This window comes from Emticicia soli, from assembly GCF_037860775.1.
Taxonomy (GTDB): domain Bacteria; phylum Bacteroidota; class Bacteroidia; order Cytophagales; family Spirosomataceae; genus Emticicia; species Emticicia soli.
Window position 1 is genome coordinate 63877 of record NZ_JBBEWC010000008.1, and the last position, 18246, is coordinate 82122.

17 protein-coding genes are annotated in these 18246 nt (G+C 40.1%); 10 read left to right on the plus strand and 7 right to left on the minus strand.

The window, feature by feature from the left end; all coding sequences use genetic code 11:
• Positions 1-184 precede the first annotated feature (184 nt).
• The 6 genes from WAE64_RS14060 to WAE64_RS14085 form a co-directional block, all read right to left on the minus strand.
• Positions 185-859: a response regulator gene (locus WAE64_RS14060; RefSeq protein ID WP_340237483.1), complete on the minus strand. Its 675-nt coding sequence runs from the start codon at positions 857-859 to the stop codon at positions 185-187.
• Positions 860-1027: 168 nt separating this feature from the next.
• Positions 1028-1828, minus strand: a complete 801-nt coding sequence (locus WAE64_RS14065) for a sensor histidine kinase (RefSeq protein ID WP_340237484.1) — start codon at positions 1826-1828, stop codon at positions 1028-1030.
• On the minus strand, positions 1807-2457 hold the full coding sequence (locus tag WAE64_RS14070) for a hypothetical protein (RefSeq protein WP_340237485.1): 651 nt from the start codon (positions 2455-2457) through the stop codon (positions 1807-1809). The genes WAE64_RS14065 and WAE64_RS14070 overlap by 22 nt, the downstream gene beginning before the upstream one ends.
• Positions 2458-2716: 259 nt before the next feature.
• Positions 2717-3145 (minus strand): hypothetical protein, encoded by a 429-nt coding sequence (locus WAE64_RS14075; RefSeq protein ID WP_340237486.1) that lies wholly within the window; start codon positions 3143-3145, stop codon positions 2717-2719.
• Between the two features lie 772 nt (positions 3146-3917).
• Entirely contained in the window at positions 3918-4547 is a 630-nt protein-coding gene (gene pyrE, locus WAE64_RS14080; RefSeq protein WP_340237488.1) for an orotate phosphoribosyltransferase, read from the minus strand.
• Between the two features lie 174 nt (positions 4548-4721).
• The gene (locus tag WAE64_RS14085; RefSeq protein ID WP_340237490.1) at positions 4722-6008 is read right to left on the minus strand and encodes a hemolysin family protein; all 1287 of its coding nucleotides are present in this window, start codon (positions 6006-6008) and stop codon (positions 4722-4724) included.
• A gap of 173 nt (positions 6009-6181) precedes the next feature.
• Here WAE64_RS14085 and WAE64_RS14090 point away from each other — a divergent pair, with 173 nt between their 5' ends.
• From WAE64_RS14090 to pxpB, 4 genes are all read left to right on the plus strand, one after another.
• Positions 6182-6853 carry an NUDIX hydrolase gene (locus WAE64_RS14090; RefSeq protein ID WP_340237492.1) on the plus strand — a complete coding sequence of 224 codons (672 nt, stop codon included), beginning with the start codon at positions 6182-6184 and terminating at the stop codon, positions 6851-6853.
• Between the two features lie 182 nt (positions 6854-7035).
• A complete protein-coding gene (locus WAE64_RS14095; protein ID WP_340237493.1) occupies positions 7036-8532 on the plus strand; it encodes a T9SS type A sorting domain-containing protein in 1497 nt (498 codons plus the stop codon).
• A 655-nt stretch (positions 8533-9187) separates the two neighbouring features.
• Positions 9188-11200, plus strand: a complete 2013-nt coding sequence (locus WAE64_RS14100) for a thioredoxin domain-containing protein (protein ID WP_340237495.1) — start codon at positions 9188-9190, stop codon at positions 11198-11200.
• A gap of 394 nt (positions 11201-11594) precedes the next feature.
• The gene (gene pxpB, locus WAE64_RS14105; RefSeq protein WP_340237496.1) at positions 11595-12263 is read left to right on the plus strand and encodes a 5-oxoprolinase subunit PxpB; all 669 of its coding nucleotides are present in this window, start codon (positions 11595-11597) and stop codon (positions 12261-12263) included.
• Between the two features lie 15 nt (positions 12264-12278).
• Here the strand turns inward: pxpB and WAE64_RS14110 are convergent, their stop codons facing one another.
• The gene (locus WAE64_RS14110) at positions 12279-12629 is read right to left on the minus strand and encodes an RNA polymerase sigma factor (protein ID WP_340237498.1); all 351 of its coding nucleotides are present in this window, start codon (positions 12627-12629) and stop codon (positions 12279-12281) included.
• Between the two features lie 296 nt (positions 12630-12925).
• Here WAE64_RS14110 and WAE64_RS14115 point away from each other — a divergent pair, with 296 nt between their 5' ends.
• The 6 genes from WAE64_RS14115 to WAE64_RS14140 all read left to right on the plus strand — a co-directional run bounded on the left by WAE64_RS14115 (position 12926) and on the right by WAE64_RS14140 (position 17998).
• Positions 12926-13246 (plus strand): hypothetical protein, encoded by a 321-nt coding sequence (locus tag WAE64_RS14115; protein WP_340237500.1) that lies wholly within the window; start codon positions 12926-12928, stop codon positions 13244-13246.
• 90 nt (positions 13247-13336) lie between these two features.
• Positions 13337-13816: a hypothetical protein gene (locus tag WAE64_RS14120; RefSeq protein ID WP_340237502.1), complete on the plus strand. Its 480-nt coding sequence runs from the start codon at positions 13337-13339 to the stop codon at positions 13814-13816.
• Positions 13817-13879: 63 nt separating this feature from the next.
• The gene (locus WAE64_RS14125; protein ID WP_340237504.1) at positions 13880-14989 is read left to right on the plus strand and encodes an alcohol dehydrogenase catalytic domain-containing protein; all 1110 of its coding nucleotides are present in this window, start codon (positions 13880-13882) and stop codon (positions 14987-14989) included.
• 139 nt (positions 14990-15128) lie between these two features.
• Positions 15129-15959: an alpha/beta hydrolase gene (locus WAE64_RS14130; protein WP_340237505.1), complete on the plus strand. Its 831-nt coding sequence runs from the start codon at positions 15129-15131 to the stop codon at positions 15957-15959.
• 241 nt (positions 15960-16200) lie between these two features.
• Positions 16201-17151, plus strand: coding sequence for a 5-oxoprolinase subunit C family protein (locus WAE64_RS14135; protein WP_340237506.1), 951 nt, complete (start codon positions 16201-16203; stop codon positions 17149-17151).
• A 91-nt stretch (positions 17152-17242) separates the two neighbouring features.
• Positions 17243-17998, plus strand: coding sequence for a LamB/YcsF family protein (locus tag WAE64_RS14140; RefSeq protein ID WP_340237508.1), 756 nt, complete (start codon positions 17243-17245; stop codon positions 17996-17998).
• Positions 17999-18246: the final 248 nt, after the last annotated feature.

Consider the following 18246-nt stretch of genomic DNA (forward strand, 5'->3'; position numbering starts at 1 on the left):
AGCGTTCTTAAATACTATTCGTCCTATCTTACGCCCTTTATTTGGTGTTTTGTGTTTAGCCACAATGTACACAAAAACACAATGTTACACAGCTTTATTTTACGCTCTCTTAAAAATCACTAAATCGCTCAATCAATCATTCATTCACTAAATTATTCGCTAATTCACCATCCACTATTCGCCATTACAAAAGCGCCGACGGGTCAAGCAAATTGTTTTTAATTGCAAAAACCACAAGCCCTGCTGTGTTGCGCACGCCTGTTTTTTCGAGCAGGTTATTGCGGTGGCCATCAACAGTGCGGGTGCTTATAAATAGCTTTTCGGCAATTTCCTGCGCTGTGTATTGGCGGCAAATCAGGTCTAGCACTTCAAGCTCACGTTGCGTGAGTGTCGACGGGATATTGTCCTGAATCAGCAAGCGGGGCTTTTTGCCTTGCATTCTGTTTTTCATGGCTTTCAGAAAAACCTCATTAAAATAGAAGCCTTTTTCTATTACTGCCAGAATCGCCTTTTCAACCTCGACTGGTTCAACGTTTTTAAAGAGGTAGGCGTTTATGCCCAACTCCATCAGATGAGCCACAAAACGCTCATCGCTATGTACCGATAATATGATAATCTTAATATCAGGGTACTCACTATGTAAAATCTTGGTGGTTTCTACCCCGTTAAGTTCGGGCATCGATAAGTCGAGCAGAATAATATCTGGTTTAGTCTCAATTACCTCAAGTGCCTCAAGCAATGTTTTTCCATTATCAGCTTCTAGCGTTATTTGTGTATCGGCAAGCCCATTAATTATGGCAGCCATACCTTTACGGAATAGAATCTGGTCGTCTGCAATAGCAACGTTAATTTTTTTCATAAATCAGGTTTAATCAATACATGGTATTGATTGATAAAATAGTTTTGTAAACAACAGCAGTTTGAGGTAGAGTCAGAGTAAAAGATGTAAATCAGGTAAAGCGATAGCCTTACCAAGAGTAAAGTTCTTCGAGTTGGTGTAATTACAAACGTGATAGCTAAACTTCAATCAATTAGGTAGCGGAATCTCAATCCTCACTTTTAAACCTGCATTAGGCGATGTCTCAAATTTGGTAGTACCATTCAGTACCTTTGTGCGGGTTTCAATATTTTTAAGTCCTAGGCTTCGTTTCTGGTAGGCTTGCGTAAAGTCAAAACCCTTGCCGTTATCGGCATAATTGAGCAATAATACCGAGTTTTCTTTGCGCACATCAATCCGTATCTCCGAGGCTTCAGCGTGCTTTACAGCGTTATTCAGTAGTTCTTGCAATAGCCTATATGCTGCCAGATTAATCGTATTACTGATATTACTCAGGTTGCCCACATTTAGTTGTATATCAATATCCGAAACAGCCAGTATCTTTTCGCACAAGCCTTCAATGGCGTATGCCAGCCCAAATTCTTCCAATCCCTGTGGCAACAAATCGTTCGAAATCCGCCTTACGTTATCTATGGTGTTATCAATTAATTCTTTATATCGGCTGCCGGCAGTTTCCATCTCGGGCACTTTTCGGGCGGTCATTTCGCCCACGAGCAAACGCATCACAGACAACGAAGCACCAACTTCGTCGTGGAGGTCACGGGCAAGGCGTTTGCGTTCGCCTTCAATGGCTTCAAGGGTACCATAGAATAACTCTTGCTGATGCTTTGTTTCAGCCTCTTGCACGCTCATTTTATGCTCGAGCATACGTCGCTGATAAAGCACCATAAAGATTATAATACCACTGGCTAACAAAAAAAGCATAATAGTACCACCTATTATCATAACATACATATCAACAGATGCACCTACTGTCGAGGACTGTGCCATAAGCCAATTCCGATAAAAACATACATTAAGGCTACTAAACAGGCATGAATTGCCCACGATAGCATACTTAGCTGTATATCCTGTGTTAAGATTAAATTGCCGAGAACAAATAAAAACAGACTACCTGCAAAGTAAAACAGAAATCCGGCATTAATCCAAAACAAAGGAGATTTTTCTATCGAAATTATTTCAAGCGATTTTATAATTTTATAATAAGCCGTTATGGCGTAAAAGACAACAAACAAGCACTCAAGCCCACGAGGGTAGGAATTATACTCAAAAATTGATTGAACAAAAATTACATTTAGTATAGCCAGTGCTGTAAACAAAACAAAAATCCCATAGATGAGCTTAGTATTCAGAAAAGCACCCAGATACTCTTTATAAAACCATGATATTATACCAAATTCTACAACCGTATAAAAGTGGAGAAAGGGTAAATTGTTTGTTTTAAAAACTGCTGAGACAACTATGGCTATCAATTGGAAAATCAGAACAAAAGCAAGGTAGTAACACATTACTTTTAGCTCTTTTTTCATATACTTTCGCCGATAAATGGCAACAGCTATCGGAAAAAATAACACAAACGATGCATACGTTACCAGCCATGTTGTAATTGCTTTAAACATCTGGGTATTTTGTTAGGTAAATATTAGCTCCACAAATATAAGTATCGGCAGAGCTAATATTAGTACTTTTTTTTTAGCAAAGGTTGTTTTGAGTTGACGGAGGACAGTGTCAGGCATTCATTTCAATAGACAAAGTGTAATCACTTTAGGTTTTTTCCGAAATGCAGTCACATTACATTTCTTGTTTTACTATTAAAAGGGGTAAGGATTAATTACAAATATCTTAATTCTAAAGTGATTCAATTAAACATCTTGCTGCTTACTTCACATTAAGTGCACTGGTGGTGTCGCAGAAAGGCGGGCAAACCCTTGAGAAGTCGTTTACAAAATAGAGTCCATTTTTGTCAGGACCATAGTCTATCATGTCTTTGATATCCAATCTGGTTTTGGCATCTACATCTTCTGGCCCAATTGCATTAACAGAGATTAAATGAGGGCGATAAACGCCATCTTCTGTAACTTCCAAACCAATGTAAAAACGAATCCAGTTTGCTTCTGGTGCCATTGCAGAAAGCGCGGCTAAGTTATCTTTTGTGATAGCAAAGGCTTTCATTTCACTTGGCTGGATTTGCGGTTGAGAAAGGTCAAAATTTACCCAGTTTCTAACCCATTCCTGAGCAGTTGCTAACGGAATTTTGTACGGGTCTGGATTTGGCTCTCCGTGGTTTTTTGCAAGGTCTGTGTTCATGTTTGTTTCTAAAATAATAATGGTTTGGTATTGGCAAAAGTAGAACTTTTGGAAGATGTGAATATACGTAAAAATACCTGTTTTTTTATAGTCCCTCAAAATGAAGTTCTCGAAATTTTGTTTTACGGAATAAAATACTTTGCGAATTTGAAGCAAATTTGCCTGTAAAAGCTGTCAGAACAAGTTAAAATAGGTAAATGATAGGGTAAAAAAACACATAAAAATAAAAAACAGGTATTTTTACGTATTTATCATGCGGTTTTTTTTCTCAATTTTGACCCATCAATTTTTAGTGAGATATAAGCGCAATAAATCATAAGCAAATATCATCCTAACCACTTTTTATAAAACTCATGCTGTAAAGCAAAACATTAATAAGTAGTAATACATAAGTATTGCAGAAAACAGTTTACACAACAAAAGATTTTAGTAAGAATAAAATAGGGTTTGGCCTAAACAACACCAGCAAATGTTTACTTATTATTAGTAACTCATTTCTCCTTCTTTTTATTCTTCAATCTCCCTTTCAAGTTTTATTACTAATCAAGTATATTTTAATAAAGTGTTTAACCACTGAGTTTCTCGCAACGACCGACAAATTCACTAATTTCAGCAAGCATTATGAATTGTATTGATTCCTCAGTGTAACCCCGTGTAAAACTCAGCGCAACTCCGTGGTAAAAAATCACTCATTCACTCAATCACCAATTCATTAAATAAAAAAAGTGAAACCTGTTTCCAGATTCCACTTTCATATAAAACTCGGTATAGTTTACACACCCCAGGTTTCTGGCTTTCTACGCCATTTTTTCAATGAGTCGAGCGATTCGGCCGATATATAATCTTGTTTAATCGCCTCGTCAATCAAAGCATTATAATTGCTCAATGTTACCAAAGGCACTTGCTTGTCGGCAAAGTTTGTATCGGCAACTTTAAAACCATACGTAAAAATAGCCACCATACCTACAACCTCAATACCCGCATCACGTAGGGCATCAACCGCTTTAAGTGAGCTGCCACCTGTCGAAATCAGGTCTTCAATCACAACTACTTTCTGGCCTTTTTCAATACGTCCCTCAATCTGGTTACCCATGCCGTGTTCTTTCGGTTTTGGGCGCACATAAGCAAAAGGTAAGCCTAGTGCTTCGGCCACCAAAGCTCCTTGCGGAATACCCGCCGTGGCTACACCTGCAATGAGTTCGGCATCGGGAAAATGTTTTTTTATGGCTTTGGCCAACGATTTTTTAATAAAGGTTCTTGCCTCAGGATACGACAACGTTACACGATTATCGCAATAAATAGGAGAGTTCCAACCCGAGCTCCATTTAAAAGGCTGCTCAGGGCTTAATTTTACTGCTTTAGTCGATAACAAATAGGAAGCAATTTTGTGGGAAGTATTCATCTAAAATATAATATGTTATATAAATATTGAGTGAATTTTTGTCTGAACCTTGATTTACCTGATTTTAGGATTAACCTGATTTTATTAAATGGATTTTTACTAATCTTTTATCAGTATAAAAATAATTCAGTAAAATCAGATTAATCAGGTAAATCAAAGTTCAGATAAAAATCACTACTCTTCTTTCTGTACTTTCATTACCAGAATTTTATCGATACGGTTTTTGTCCATATCAATAATTTCAAATTCGTACTCGCCCCATTCAAATTTATCACCGGTGTCGGGTATTTCTTTCAGAATATTCAGCGCAAAGCCACCAAGGGTATCAAAGCCTGTGTATTCTTTACGATTGTTTATCTGTATCTCAAAATGATTCAGGAAATCATCAAAAGGCAAAGAAGCATCTACCAGAAAACTACCGTCTTCACGCTCATGGATATCATACTCAAATTCATCATCTACCGAAATATCACCTACAAGGGCATCCATAATGTCGTTAAGGGTAATTATACCCAACACACTACCGTATTCATCAATAATAATACCCACATGGATACGTTCTTCACGGAATTTCTCTAATGCCTGATACGCATGGTTGTTTTCCGGAATCAGCAAAGGCTCTTTCAATAGATTTTCCAGGTTATGTAATTCTATGTTCAGGTCTTTACCCAACAAGTCTTTGATGTAGAGCAAACCAACAATATTGTCGATACCATCTTTACAAACCGGATACACCGAGTGCTTTACGCTAATGATTTTTGCAATGTTTTCTTCAACCGAATCATCAATGTCAAGCATCGTAATCTCGTTACGGCTGGTCATAAGTGTGGTAATTTTTCTGTCGCCCAGATGAAACACATTTTGCACAATCTCTTGTTCAATTTCTTCTATGGCGCCACCTGTTGTGCCTTCCTGAATCATCGATTTGATTTCTTCTTCCGTTACAGAGTTTTCGCTTTGCTGAATACCCAGAATTTTGATAACCAAATCGGTCGATTTTGTTAATAACCAGATAAACGGTGAGGTAATTTTAGACAGGATATTCATTGGCCCTGCTACCACTTTAGCAATGGTTTCGGGGTTGGCCATACCAATACGCTTAGGTATAAGTTCACCAAACACCAATTGCATATAACCTATTATAAGTACTATTAATGTAACCGCTGCTTCGTTGGCGTATTGTGCAGGGATACCAAAGTCGAGTAAGAAAGTCTTCAGGTGCCCGCTCAGGCTATCGCCTGAAAAAATACCGGTCAAGAGACTGATAATCGTGATTCCGATTTGAACGGTCGATAAGAAACGATTAGGTGAATTTGCTAAGTCGAGAGCCGCTTGTGCTCTTTTATCGCCATTTTTACTTAATATTTCGAGTTTAGTTTTGCGGGAAGATACCAAGGCAATCTCCGACATGGAGAATACACCGTTGAGTACCACTAAAAAAAGGATAATTAGAATTTCCATTTAAAAGTTTTTGACCCGACGATTCGACGGGTCAGATGGTGATTAGAATGCAAAATAATATCTTTTATAGATATTGTAAACGAAATGTGTATTATAATTTTTTTATGACTTCTTTTACTTCCAAAAAAATTACGAACTTTGTCGCCTGAATCAAATCTGCCTGAACAAAACAAATGGTTATCTTCATTGACGACAAACCTGTAAAAATTATTAGTAAAAAAAAGTTTCATAACCTGCACGGCAGTGATTTTGATACAATTTTAGATGCACGCCTTGAGCAATTAAACGAAAAAAAATTCAAAGGCCATGTGATTGTTCTGAATACAACGGCCTCAACCATCGAAAAGTTCTTTAGGCTTATAGCTGTCAGTAAAGACTTTGAATATCAGTCGGTTGTGTTTGTTGTTGAAGACAAACAAGCAATAGCCGAGCAGATAAAAAGCTACTACAAAGTAGTGAAAGCAGCCGGTGGCGTGGTGTATAACCACGAAAACAAAATACTGATGATGCTTCGCCTGGGCAAATGGGATTTGCCAAAAGGCAAACGTGATGATGGCGAAGACTCAAAAACAACCGCCCTGCGCGAAGTAGCCGAAGAGTGTAATATAAGTGTAAATTTGGGAGAAAAAGTATGCACAACCTGGCACACCTACGCAATGGGTGGCAGCAAAATACTGAAACGCACCAAATGGTATAGAATGACCTGCACTGATGATTCGGCCATGAGCCCGCAGATTGAGGAAGACATTGAAGAGCTACGCTGGATGGACGAAAAACAGGTTCAGCAAGCATTACTTAATTCGTACAGCTCAATCCGCTATGTTTTTGATGAGCTAAACAAGTAAGTGTTTTTTGCGTTGTTATAGAGTATAGAAATCATAAAAATCTGATTTGCTTGAAAAGATACTTGAATATAACCCCACCCCAGCCCTCCGTGCGACGGTGGGGTTCTTTCACTTTACTTATATCTATCTTACTTTCATTTTTCCACCAATCACAAGCCCAATCGTGTGGAGGGAATACATTTGTGTTAAAACCGACCACAGAAAACCGTACGATTGAATGGCAGAAATTTCCTGAGTTTAGCTTGCCTTTTCAGATTGTTTATGGTGGCCCTCGTTTTGGCGATGCACACAGGTTGCCGCTTCGCTATGGGTTTAGCCATCTGGCAACGTTTGAAGGGGCCGACGATAACCTGCCAAAAAGCCAAAGGGCTTTTGCATGGTATGGGGTAGCCTATGCAGGCACCAATCAACCCTGGGAAACTGCCCGGAGTCCTTGGGGAAATAACCTTGATGGTTACCGTGCCAAATGGCAGCACGAACTGGCAACAATGCCCGAGGTTGATTTGCTTGTACCTGACCTTGAACGACAGATAAAATCGAACGATTCGATTCTTCTGCTTAAAAATCATCCGGCAACGCCAATCGCTTACCAGAGTCTTGATAATAATGCTTTTATTACCCAATATAAAAAAGATTTACAGGCACTTTATGCCGAGGCATTTGGGTTTACTAAAGCCAACAAGTCGGCGCAGATAGGTGGCTATTCCGATTCACCTATTCTGAATACATATATCAATATTTCGGGTAATTCGTGGCAACGCTGGACAACAGATGCGAGTCTGCTCAACTATTTGTTCTACGATTATTCGAGAAACACCATAGGCGGCGAAGTTTATAACCGACAAGATTTCTTTAGTCCCTCGGCTTACTATTATTACGATTATCCGCACCCGCTAGCACCCGACTATCTGGCTTATCTTTTATTTCAGATAGAAGTAAACAAAGCATGGGCACCAAATAAATCGATAATTCCGTTTGTGTGGCTGCGCTATAGTTATGTAACAAGTGCCGCCCGTAGTTTTGTAAAACCATTTATGGCCGAAGCCACCGCTATTTTTCCGTTCTTTTCGGGTGCTGATGGCCTATGGTTGTGGGACGACCCGTCACTTTTTGCAAACAACGAAAACTTTAGTGCGTACGAGCATTTTATTCATGGGCTTTATAGGCTTTCTCTATATAAAGATATGTTAAACGGCGGCCAACTGGTAATTCCGCAACCTGCCCGTGAATATGTCGACAACCGCAAACCTATCTGGCGGGGCGTAGCCAAAGGAACCGATTTTCTGGTAGCTGCACACAACCCTTATGCCAAAGACGAAAACGAGGTAGTAACCGTAGAAGCTACTTACAACAACTGGAAAGTAAACGTAACCCTGAAAGGCTATGAGGTTTTTCTATGCAAGTTTGATATGACACTCCTAAGCACAGAACCAAAGCCGCTTTCAACAGTCACAATTTACCCGAATCCATCGCAGGAACAACTTAATATCAGCATAAACAGCCTTGTGCCACAAAAAGCCCAATTGGAAATCATTGATGCCACAGGTAAAATCCTGCATCAGGAAAACACCACATTACAACCAGGTGAAAACAAAAAATCTTTGGGAATCAACCACCTGCCAAGCGGAGTTTACATTTTCAAAACTCTGAACCAAACCAAGAAATTTGTGAAAGAATAGTGGCATAGGGCATGGGGGTAAGGGCATAGGGCAAAGAGGTAATGGTTGTATATAATTTTCGTGGCTCACCGAATAAAACGGAACGCCGTCCCGGTCGATGCCTAATGTAACAAAGGAATTTATTTGTATATAAGCCTGACTCACTAGGATTTAAGAAATGAGCGTTCTTCAATTTTTTACAATAGATTTTTCAAGGTGTGCAAAGTAGAGACAGGGCAATGCCCTGTCTCTACAAAACCGTGCATTCCAAAGAACGTTTATTTTATGAAACATAATAAGTCAGGCATTTAATGGCAAATATATTTTTAGATAAAATCCTGATATCAAAATAACAACTAAAATTAAAGTCCTTAAAACATCATTTCCTGTTGAGGCGGACGGCTAGTCTACGATTAAAAATCAGGGGAAAGACTATTTTATCAGAAATGAATTAAAGGATTTTTAATTGTACGAGTTTAAATGATGCCGGCTTTTTTGGTTACTTTTTTTCCGGTAAAAAAAGTAACAACACAAAACGATAAAATCTTTTGAACCAAAGTATGCTTTTTAATAAATCTATAATAAGCATCACCCAATACACAAACAAACCCACATTAACCGAACAACTTAAGCCATTCTGATGTTTCTAACATCAAAACCAATTCCTCAAAAAAATATGCCAAATCAACTCATTCACGAAACAAGCCCTTATCTGCTACAACACGCCCACAATCCTGTTGACTGGTATCCGTGGGGAGAAGTGGCCTTGCAAAAGGCCAAAGCTGAAAACAAGCCTATCTTAGTGAGCATAGGCTATTCGGCCTGCCATTGGTGCCATGTAATGGAGCGTGAATCGTTCGAAAACAAGCAGATAGCAACTTTAATGAATGAGCACCTGATATGCATAAAAGTCGACCGTGAAGAACGCCCCGATGTTGATGCCATCTATATGGAATCGCTGCAAGCAATGGGCGTGCGAGGCGGTTGGCCGCTCAATGTATTTCTGATGCCTGATGCACAGCCTTTTTATGGCGGCACTTATTTTCCGCCGCAAAACTGGGCAAATCTGGTAGTGAGTATTAAAAGAGCTTTCGACGAAAACTACGATAAATTACAGGAGTCGGCCGAGGGCTTTACGCAGAATATGCTTTTCAAAGAATCAGAAAAATATGGCTTGCAAGCCGACGAAGAACTGGTTTTTAGTGAAGAAGAACTCGTAACAATTTTTAACCGCATTCGGGTTGATTTTGACTACGAAAAAGGCGGCATGAACCGTGCTCCAAAATTCCCGATGCCAAGTATTTGGAAATTCCTGTTGCGCTACTATGCCACTACAAAAGACGAGCGAGCTTTGCAGCACCTCGGCCTTACGCTTGATAGACTGGCACTAGGTGGCATTTATGATATTCTGGGCGGCGGCTGGACACGCTATTCGACCGACGAAGACTGGAAAGTGCCCCATTTTGAAAAAATGCTATATGATAACGGCCAGTTGGTATCGGTCTATGCCGAAGCCTACGCCCTTACCAAAGACCATCTTTATAAAGAGCGTGTTGCACAAACCATTGAATGGCTCGAAAGAGAAATGACCAGCCCCGAAGGTGGTTTTTATTCAGCACTCGATGCCGATAGCGAAGGCGAAGAAGGGAAGTTCTATATCTGGAAAAAGAAAGAAATAGATTATCTGCTGGCCGAGCAGGCGGAAGAGTTTAATCAGGCATTTAACATAACAGAAGCAGGCAACTGGGAGCATGGAAACAATATTCTGCACCTTGAAGAACGCCTGTGGGGTGTTGATAACAACAAGTGGGATAAAATGTTTGGCGTTCTGATGGCTGAACGTGACAAACGAATACAACCGGGCCTTGATGATAAAATACTTTGCTCATGGAACGGCCTTATGCTAAAGGGCTTGGTAGATGCTTATCGCTACATAAATGAGCCTAAGTTTTTGAGAATAGCGCTCAATAATGCCCATTTCATCAAAGAAAAAATGACTGCCAGTGTGCTGACAGAAGATGGCAAAGAAGCCCGTGGACTTTGGCACAATTATAAAAACGGCAAAGCCACGCTCGTGGCATATCTGGAAGACTACGCCAGCGTGATAGATGCCTATACTGCCTTGTATCAGGTAACGTTTGATGAACAATGGTTGAAAGAAGCCGAAATGCTGGCCGATTATACCCTTGCAAATTTTTATGATGCCGAAGACGAGTTTTTCTATTTTACCGATAGCCAGGGCGAAGAACTGATTGCCCGAAAAAAGGAATTGTTCGACAACGTAGTACCGGCCTCAAACTCAATTATGGCCACTAATTTATATAATTTGGGTCTCATACTCGACCGTCAGGATTTTCTATCTATCAGCAAGTTGATGCTCAATAAAATGAAAAAACTGGTGCTTACCGAGGTGCAATGGCTTACCAACTGGGCTACATTGGCTACCCAATTTGTAAAGCCAACAGCCGAAGTAGCCATAGTAGGGGCAGAGTCGCTCAATGTAAGAGCTATATTAGACGAAACCTATGCACCAAACAAAGTATATGTAGGTACAGCCGAGGTATCAGACTTGCCATTGTTACAGCATCGCACCGCCAAAAATGGCGAAACCATGATATATGTCTGCTACGACAAAGCCTGCCAGCTCCCCACATCAGACATCACCAAGGCATTAGAATTAATGCGTTGAAATATATAGTAATTGTAGGTATAAAATTAGAGTATGTTTAAATTTTATTATTCTGACCGAAAAGGACATATTTTTAAGTCAGACAAGGCGTCATTTTGCAGATGTAGCCGGCAGCTACATCGAAAAAATGCAACGCAGTATGGCTTAAAAAGATGACTTTGGAGGTCGAATGATAATTTTTAAACATACTCTTAATTAATAGTATTTTACCACGGAGTGTCACAGGGTTTTGCACTGAGTTACACAATGTCTAACTCAAAATTCTCTGTGAAACTCGGTGTTGTAAACTTGGTGAAACTCCGTGATTCAAAATTTTAATAGCAATTGATATTCTCTTTTTACTTAAATGTAAATAATCATTCATTCGCTCAAGCATTAAACCACTCAATTAGTAATGCAATTCAAAATATTTGCCCTTAGCGATTCTGCCATTACAATTGATTTTGGCGCTGTGATTGATGTTGGTATCAACACAATTGTAGGGCAATTATTTGATTATTGCAGCAAATACCCTTTCGATGGTTTTAAAGAGGCTGTTCCGGCGTATGCCTCGCTGACAGTCTTTTATGATGTGTTACAGATAAGAGCTTCGAATCCTGATGCCAAAACAGCATTTGATATAGTACAAAACTACCTCACAGCGGCCATACAAAGCCTAGAATCAGCAGAAGTTAAAGAACCAAATCTGATTGAAATACCTGTGATATACGATGGCGAAGATTTAGCGTTTGTAGCGAGCCATAACAACCTAAGCACGGCCGAAGTAATACAGATACATACCCAAGCCACTTACAGAGTATATATGATGGGGTTTTTACCCGGTTTTGCTTATCTGGGTGGTATGGACGAACGCATAGCTACTCCCCGAAAAGTAAGCCCAAGAGCCAAAGTGCCCGCAGGGAGTGTAGGCATAGCAGGCAAGCAAACAGGCATTTATCCCCTCGAAAGCCCCGGCGGTTGGCAACTTATCGGGCATACAGATACACCCTTTTTTACCCTTGGTTCTTCTGACCCAACATTGCTAAAGGCCGGAGATTTGGTGCGGTTTGTTGCCGTGAAATAATACTTTTATCTCACCTTAATTAGCTATCTTAAAATCACCCCTTATTACCTTCAAATGAGATTCATTTTTCAATGCCGAAGCTTGGTGGACTGTCAGAATTTTTTGAGTAATTCGATACAGCCAGGCAAATAAACTGGTCTTTGAAGCATCGTAGCTGTCAATATCATGAAAGATTTTGGCAAATACCAAGCCTAATAAATCATTGGCTAGTGTTTCAGAAGATGCTGTTTTAGAAATCAGGCCATATAAAGCACCTGCATAGTGGCTGTAAAGAATATCGAAACCTCTTTTATCTTTATTTTTAAGCAGAGATAACAATGCTTCTTCTTCAATGTTGAGTTTTTCTTTGGGTGAATTCTGTGGCATGATACGATTTTATGATGCTATTACAACAGCATTATATATACGTAAAAAAATATGCCAGCTATGATTTGGGAAGATGATTGGACAAAATGTAGGTGATAAATAAATATTTTTCTCGCAGACGATTTCTATAAATAATATCCACTTTTAGTAGCTTTGCTTAATCAATACCGAATAAGCTATTTGTTTATGAACCTAACAAAGAAACCTAGAAACTGTTTAACCGACTACGAGAAGGCAATGGGGAAGTAATATGTGAGCATTGGTAGGAAGTTTTATCGTAAAATAGTTTTTAGAATATGATGCATTTTGTGACTATCAAAACCAACTCATTTAAATCATTCTTACAACTATTTGATAAGAATGAGATTTTAGAAGATTTTGAATTTGGATGCACAGGATACCAAAAAGAAGGGTATATTGACGAAAAAATATTTAATGGTTTACACAGAGTTGAGGATATTCTTAATTTCGATTACGACTCTGATTGGCCAGCTTTATTCAATGCCAAAATAGATAAAATGGAGATTGTATTTATTGGCATTACTTATCATGAACGATATTACAAAGTATGTGGAGAATACTTTAAGCTAAGAATCTTGATTGATAAAATGATATAACTAAATGCATTTAAACCTGAATTTTATATTTATTCGGATGTTAGTCAGGTTTATGAATAATTTATTTTATAATCTAAAACATCATTTAATATGGGGCTCGATATTGGTATACGAATGAATAAAAAGGTTGAATCAGTTTATTTAAAAGAAAAATTTCATCCTTGGGTTGAAGAAGATTTTGATTTCGGATGTTTAAGTAGGGGGTATTGTAGCTTAATGTTGTTGCAATTTGAATCAGGGAATGAAGAACTTTTTATCGATTTAAAAAATGTTTTTGGATATGATTGTACTTTCCTCCAAAGGCCTAAAGTAAATCATGTTGAAGAGGGAGAGGATACACTCTTTCAGTTCGGGTGGGAAGAAAGTGAAAGATTTTTAGCACAACTAAAGGAATTAAAATTCATAATTGACAACAAACAGAGCTTTATAAAACCATCTCATTGGCCACTTGAATGGGGAGAATATTTTATTACAGATGGAAGTTTTTTTAATGATATATCCAATCTCGTTGAAGTACTTGAAATTTGTAATGCAGAAGGCGTAACAGAAGTCTGTTATGTTGTTGGATAAATTCTGGTTCAGCTCGCATTTCACCAACTCAAAAACTCTAAAACTCTAAGAAAACAATAACCTATGATACAAGCAAAAGCCGCCATCGCCGACGGACAAGGAAACTTTACGATTCAGACCATTGAAGTAGACGATATGCCCGTGTGGGACGAAGTGCTGATTCAAGTAAAAGCCGCAGGTATCTGCCATACCGACTGGGACTCGCAGTCGTGGGGAAAGCCACTTATTATGGGACACGAAGGCGCCGGAATAGTAGTAAAAGTAGGCCCGAAAGTAAAAAGCCTGCAAGTGGGCGACAAGGTGATATTGAACTGGGCAATTCCATGTTACCAATGTTTTCAATGTCAGGAGGGTAACCAGCATATCTGTGAGGTAAATTCACCGGTTACAGCTGGTAACAAAGTATCGGGCGGACACGCTCGTCTGGAAGCAAGCACGCTCAATGCAACACCCATAGAGCGTTCTTTTAGCCTCGGCACTATGGCCGAATATACATTGGTACGTGAAGCCGCTTGTGTTAAAATCAATGTTGATATTCCCTTTGCTTCGGCAGCTATTATTAGTTGCGGAGTCATGACAGGCTACGGCTCGGTGGTGAATGCTGCCAAAGTAAAAGCAGGGTCGTCGGTCGTAGTTTTGGGTACAGGTGGGGTAGGGCTCAACGTGATTCAAGGCGCCAGAATTGCCGGAGCCGCCAAAATCATAGGTATTGATATTAATGCATCTCGCCTCGAAATGGCTATCGAATATGGCGCTACGCATACCATTCTGGCATCAAAAGATGATGTAGGCTTGTTAGAAGCCGCCCAACAGGTAAAATTGCTCACCCAACGAGGCGCCGACTATGCCTTTGAGTGTACGGCAATTCCGGCATTAGGAGCAGCTCCGCTAGCTATGGTGCGCAATGCAGGCATGGCCGTGCAGGTAAGCGGCATTGAGCAGGAAATTAATATAGATATGAACCTCTTTGAGTGGGATAAAGTCTATATCAATCCACTCTATGGCAAGGCCCGCCCGCAAATAGATTTCCCGATTCTGCAAGAACTCTACCAAAAAGGCGACCTGATTCTTGATAAAATGGTAACAAGCGTATATACCCTCAACCAACTCTCCCAAGCCTTTGCCGACATGCACCACGGCCTAAACGCCAAAGGAGTAATTGTGTTTGAGTAGGAATAAATGTTTTAATACTTTACCACGGAGTAACACAGAGTTTTGCACGGAGTTTCACAATTAAGTTCATATACTAGCTCCGTGTTACTCTGTGAAAAACTCTGTGATACCCCGTGGTTAAAAGAAAAAACGCATAGAAATGTCAAAATTCTTTACAATAGAAATATCTGACCCAACTTACGAGCACGACAAGCTCCGTTGGATAACAGTAAAAAGCAAAGCCCTCAAAAAAAGAGCCGATGTAAGCATTTTTGTGCCAGCAGGCATCATTAAAGGCATCGTGATACTATTGCATGGCGTGTATGGTTCACATTGGGCATGGTCGCTCAAGGGAGGCGTACACAAAACTACTCAGCAACTGATTAATGAAGGCAAGATAGAACCCATGCTTTTGATTATGCCCTCTGACGGACTATTTGGCGACGGAAGCGCTTATCTGCCTCACCACACCGAGAACTACGAAGACTGGATTGTTTCAGACCTCCGAAACCTAATTTATGAGATTCAGCCTGACCTGAATCCTGATTTACCATTATTCATCACAGGACTATCGATGGGAGGTTACGGTGCTATGCGTTTGGGCGCAAAATACCCGCAGGTATTCAAGACTTTTTCGGGTCTATCATCAATCACCGAATTTGGACAACTGAAACAATTTCTGGAAAACGAAGACGATGCCCTATTGAAAGCAAACGTTTTGGCAGAAGAAAGCACCCTGCAATGGATGTTAGCCAATAAAAGCCTTTTACCGCTATTCCGATTTGATTGTGGTAAAGAGGATATACTGATAGAAGCCAACCGCCAATTGCATGAAGAGCTGCAAGCAAACGATATTCCACATATTTACGAAGAGTACGAAGGTGCTCACGATTGGCCCTACTGGCAAGCCCATATAGTAGATACTTTGTTGTTTTTTAATGAATATTTAGTAAATAAGCGCTTGAGTGATTGGATACTCAACTTGCATTGATTATTTTTTAAGTAAAAAGAAAATATTAATTGCTATTAAAATATTTTACCACGGAGGTTCACCAAGTTGAAAACACTGAGTTTCACGGAGCATTTCGAATTAGACATCGTGAAACTCTGTGCAAAACTCCGTACACTCTGTGGTAAAATATTGTTAATTAATTTTGTACCCTTACTTATGAATATTTGTTTAAGAGTTAATACTCACCAACTTTAATCACTTAATCACTAAATCCCACTTCATGCAATTCATAAAATCAGGTATATTAAGCACTTATCAGGATACAGGTCGAAACACCTATCGGTATTTGGGTATAAATCCAAACGGCGCAATCGACCTCATGGCCGTTCGTTTGCTGAATATCCTGTTGCAGAATCAGGAAAACGAAGCCGCCATCGAAATCCATTTTCCATCGCCCGAAATATACTTCGAAAATAATACTATAATTGCCGTTGGAGGTGCGGATTTTAACCCTTATCTGACTGATAAAAGCCAAAATGAAATTGAAATAAATAACTGGCAATGCACTTTTGTATCTGCTGGCACTACACTTAAATTTAAGAAAAGACATTGGGGTCAAAGAGCCTATATTGCCGTAAAAGGCGGCTTTCCGGCAACAGAATGGCTCGGAAGCAAAAGCACTAATAACCTGCTCGGCTTCAATGGCATAAGCCCCAATCATTACCTGTCAATACCCGAACACACAAAACCAGCAGTATTGCCCTATTTAGGTTTTTCTATGCGTCCGCCTTATTCGGCTTCGCCGACAATCAGGCTAATCAAAGGCAATGAGTTTGATGCACTTACAGCCGAAAGCAAAGAGCGTTTAGAAAAGCAAGAGTTTACTATAAGCCAACACTCAAACCGCATGGGTTACCGCTTGGTAGGAGGGGCTTTAAGTTTAGAAAATCCTCTGGAATTAATCTCGTCGGCAGTAGATTTCGGCACAATCCAACTATTACCCGACGGCCAACTGATTATACTGATGGCCGACCACCAGACAACCGGAGGGTACCCGAGGCTAGGCAATGTAATTAGTGCTGACCTGCCGATATTAGCGCAATGCGGCCCAAAAGACGTGCTCAAATTTCAATTCATCTCACAGGCCGAAGCCGAAGAATTGTTAATTTTGAGAGAAAAAGAAATAAAAAAACTAAAAGCGGGTATTGATTTAGTTGAGACTTTTAGATAAAAAAACTCTCCTAAGAAATCCTCTCCCCACAGTTGGGTCGAACCGCCGATGCGGATAGGGCAGGGTGAGGGGTTTTAAACCACAATGTAACATGCAACACATAGACCTTAACTGCGACATGGGCGAGTCGTTTGGTGCCTGGACAATGGGCAACGACGAAGCCCTGATGCAATACATTTCGTCGGCCAATATTGCTTGCGGCTTCCATGCCGGCGATGCCTCTATTATGCGCAAAACAGCCACCCTTGCCATGCAAAAAGGTGTAGCCATAGGCGCACACCCGGGTTTTGCCGATTTACAGGGCTTTGGCCGTAGAAATATGGCACTCAATGCACAAGAGGTTTACGATATTTGTGTTTATCAGATAGGCGCAATGCTCAACGTAAGCAAAGCTATTGGTGCACATTTGCACCATGTAAAGCCTCATGGGGCTTTATATAATATGGCCGCTAAAGATGCAGCAATGGCGCAGGCCATAGCACAAGCAACAAAGGATAGCCAAGAAGATTTAATCCTTTATGGCCTATCAGGAAGTTTGCTGATTAGCGAAGCCGAAAAAATAGGACTAAGAACAGCCTCCGAAGTTTTTGCCGACCGCACCTATCAGGCTGACGGTAGCCTTACGCCACGTACACAGCCAAACGCCATGATTGAAGATACCCATAAAGCCGTGGCGCAGGTTATCAGAATGGTAAAAGAGCAAACGGTGGTTTCAACCGAGGGCAAGATTGTACCAATCAAAGCCGATACCATTTGCATACATGGCGATGGCCCTCATGCCGTAGCTTTTGCCGAAGCCCTGAACGAAAAACTAAAAGCCGAGGGACTGATTATAAGGGCAGTATGAAAAAATAAGTGCTCTAGGCTTAAAAATTAAAGATTTATTTGCTAATTCGTCCTTAAATAGAACACCACCGAATTATCAGGATTCACAACATAAACGTTCTCTGGAGTGCCTTATTTTGTTTGTGAGGCTATCTCAAAAGTTTTTTATACCAAATAATATTTGGAAAAGACCCCACCCTAACCCTCCCCAACAATGGGGAGGGGACAAAAAAGCCCCTCTCCCCACAGTTGGGGAGAGGGGTTGGGGAG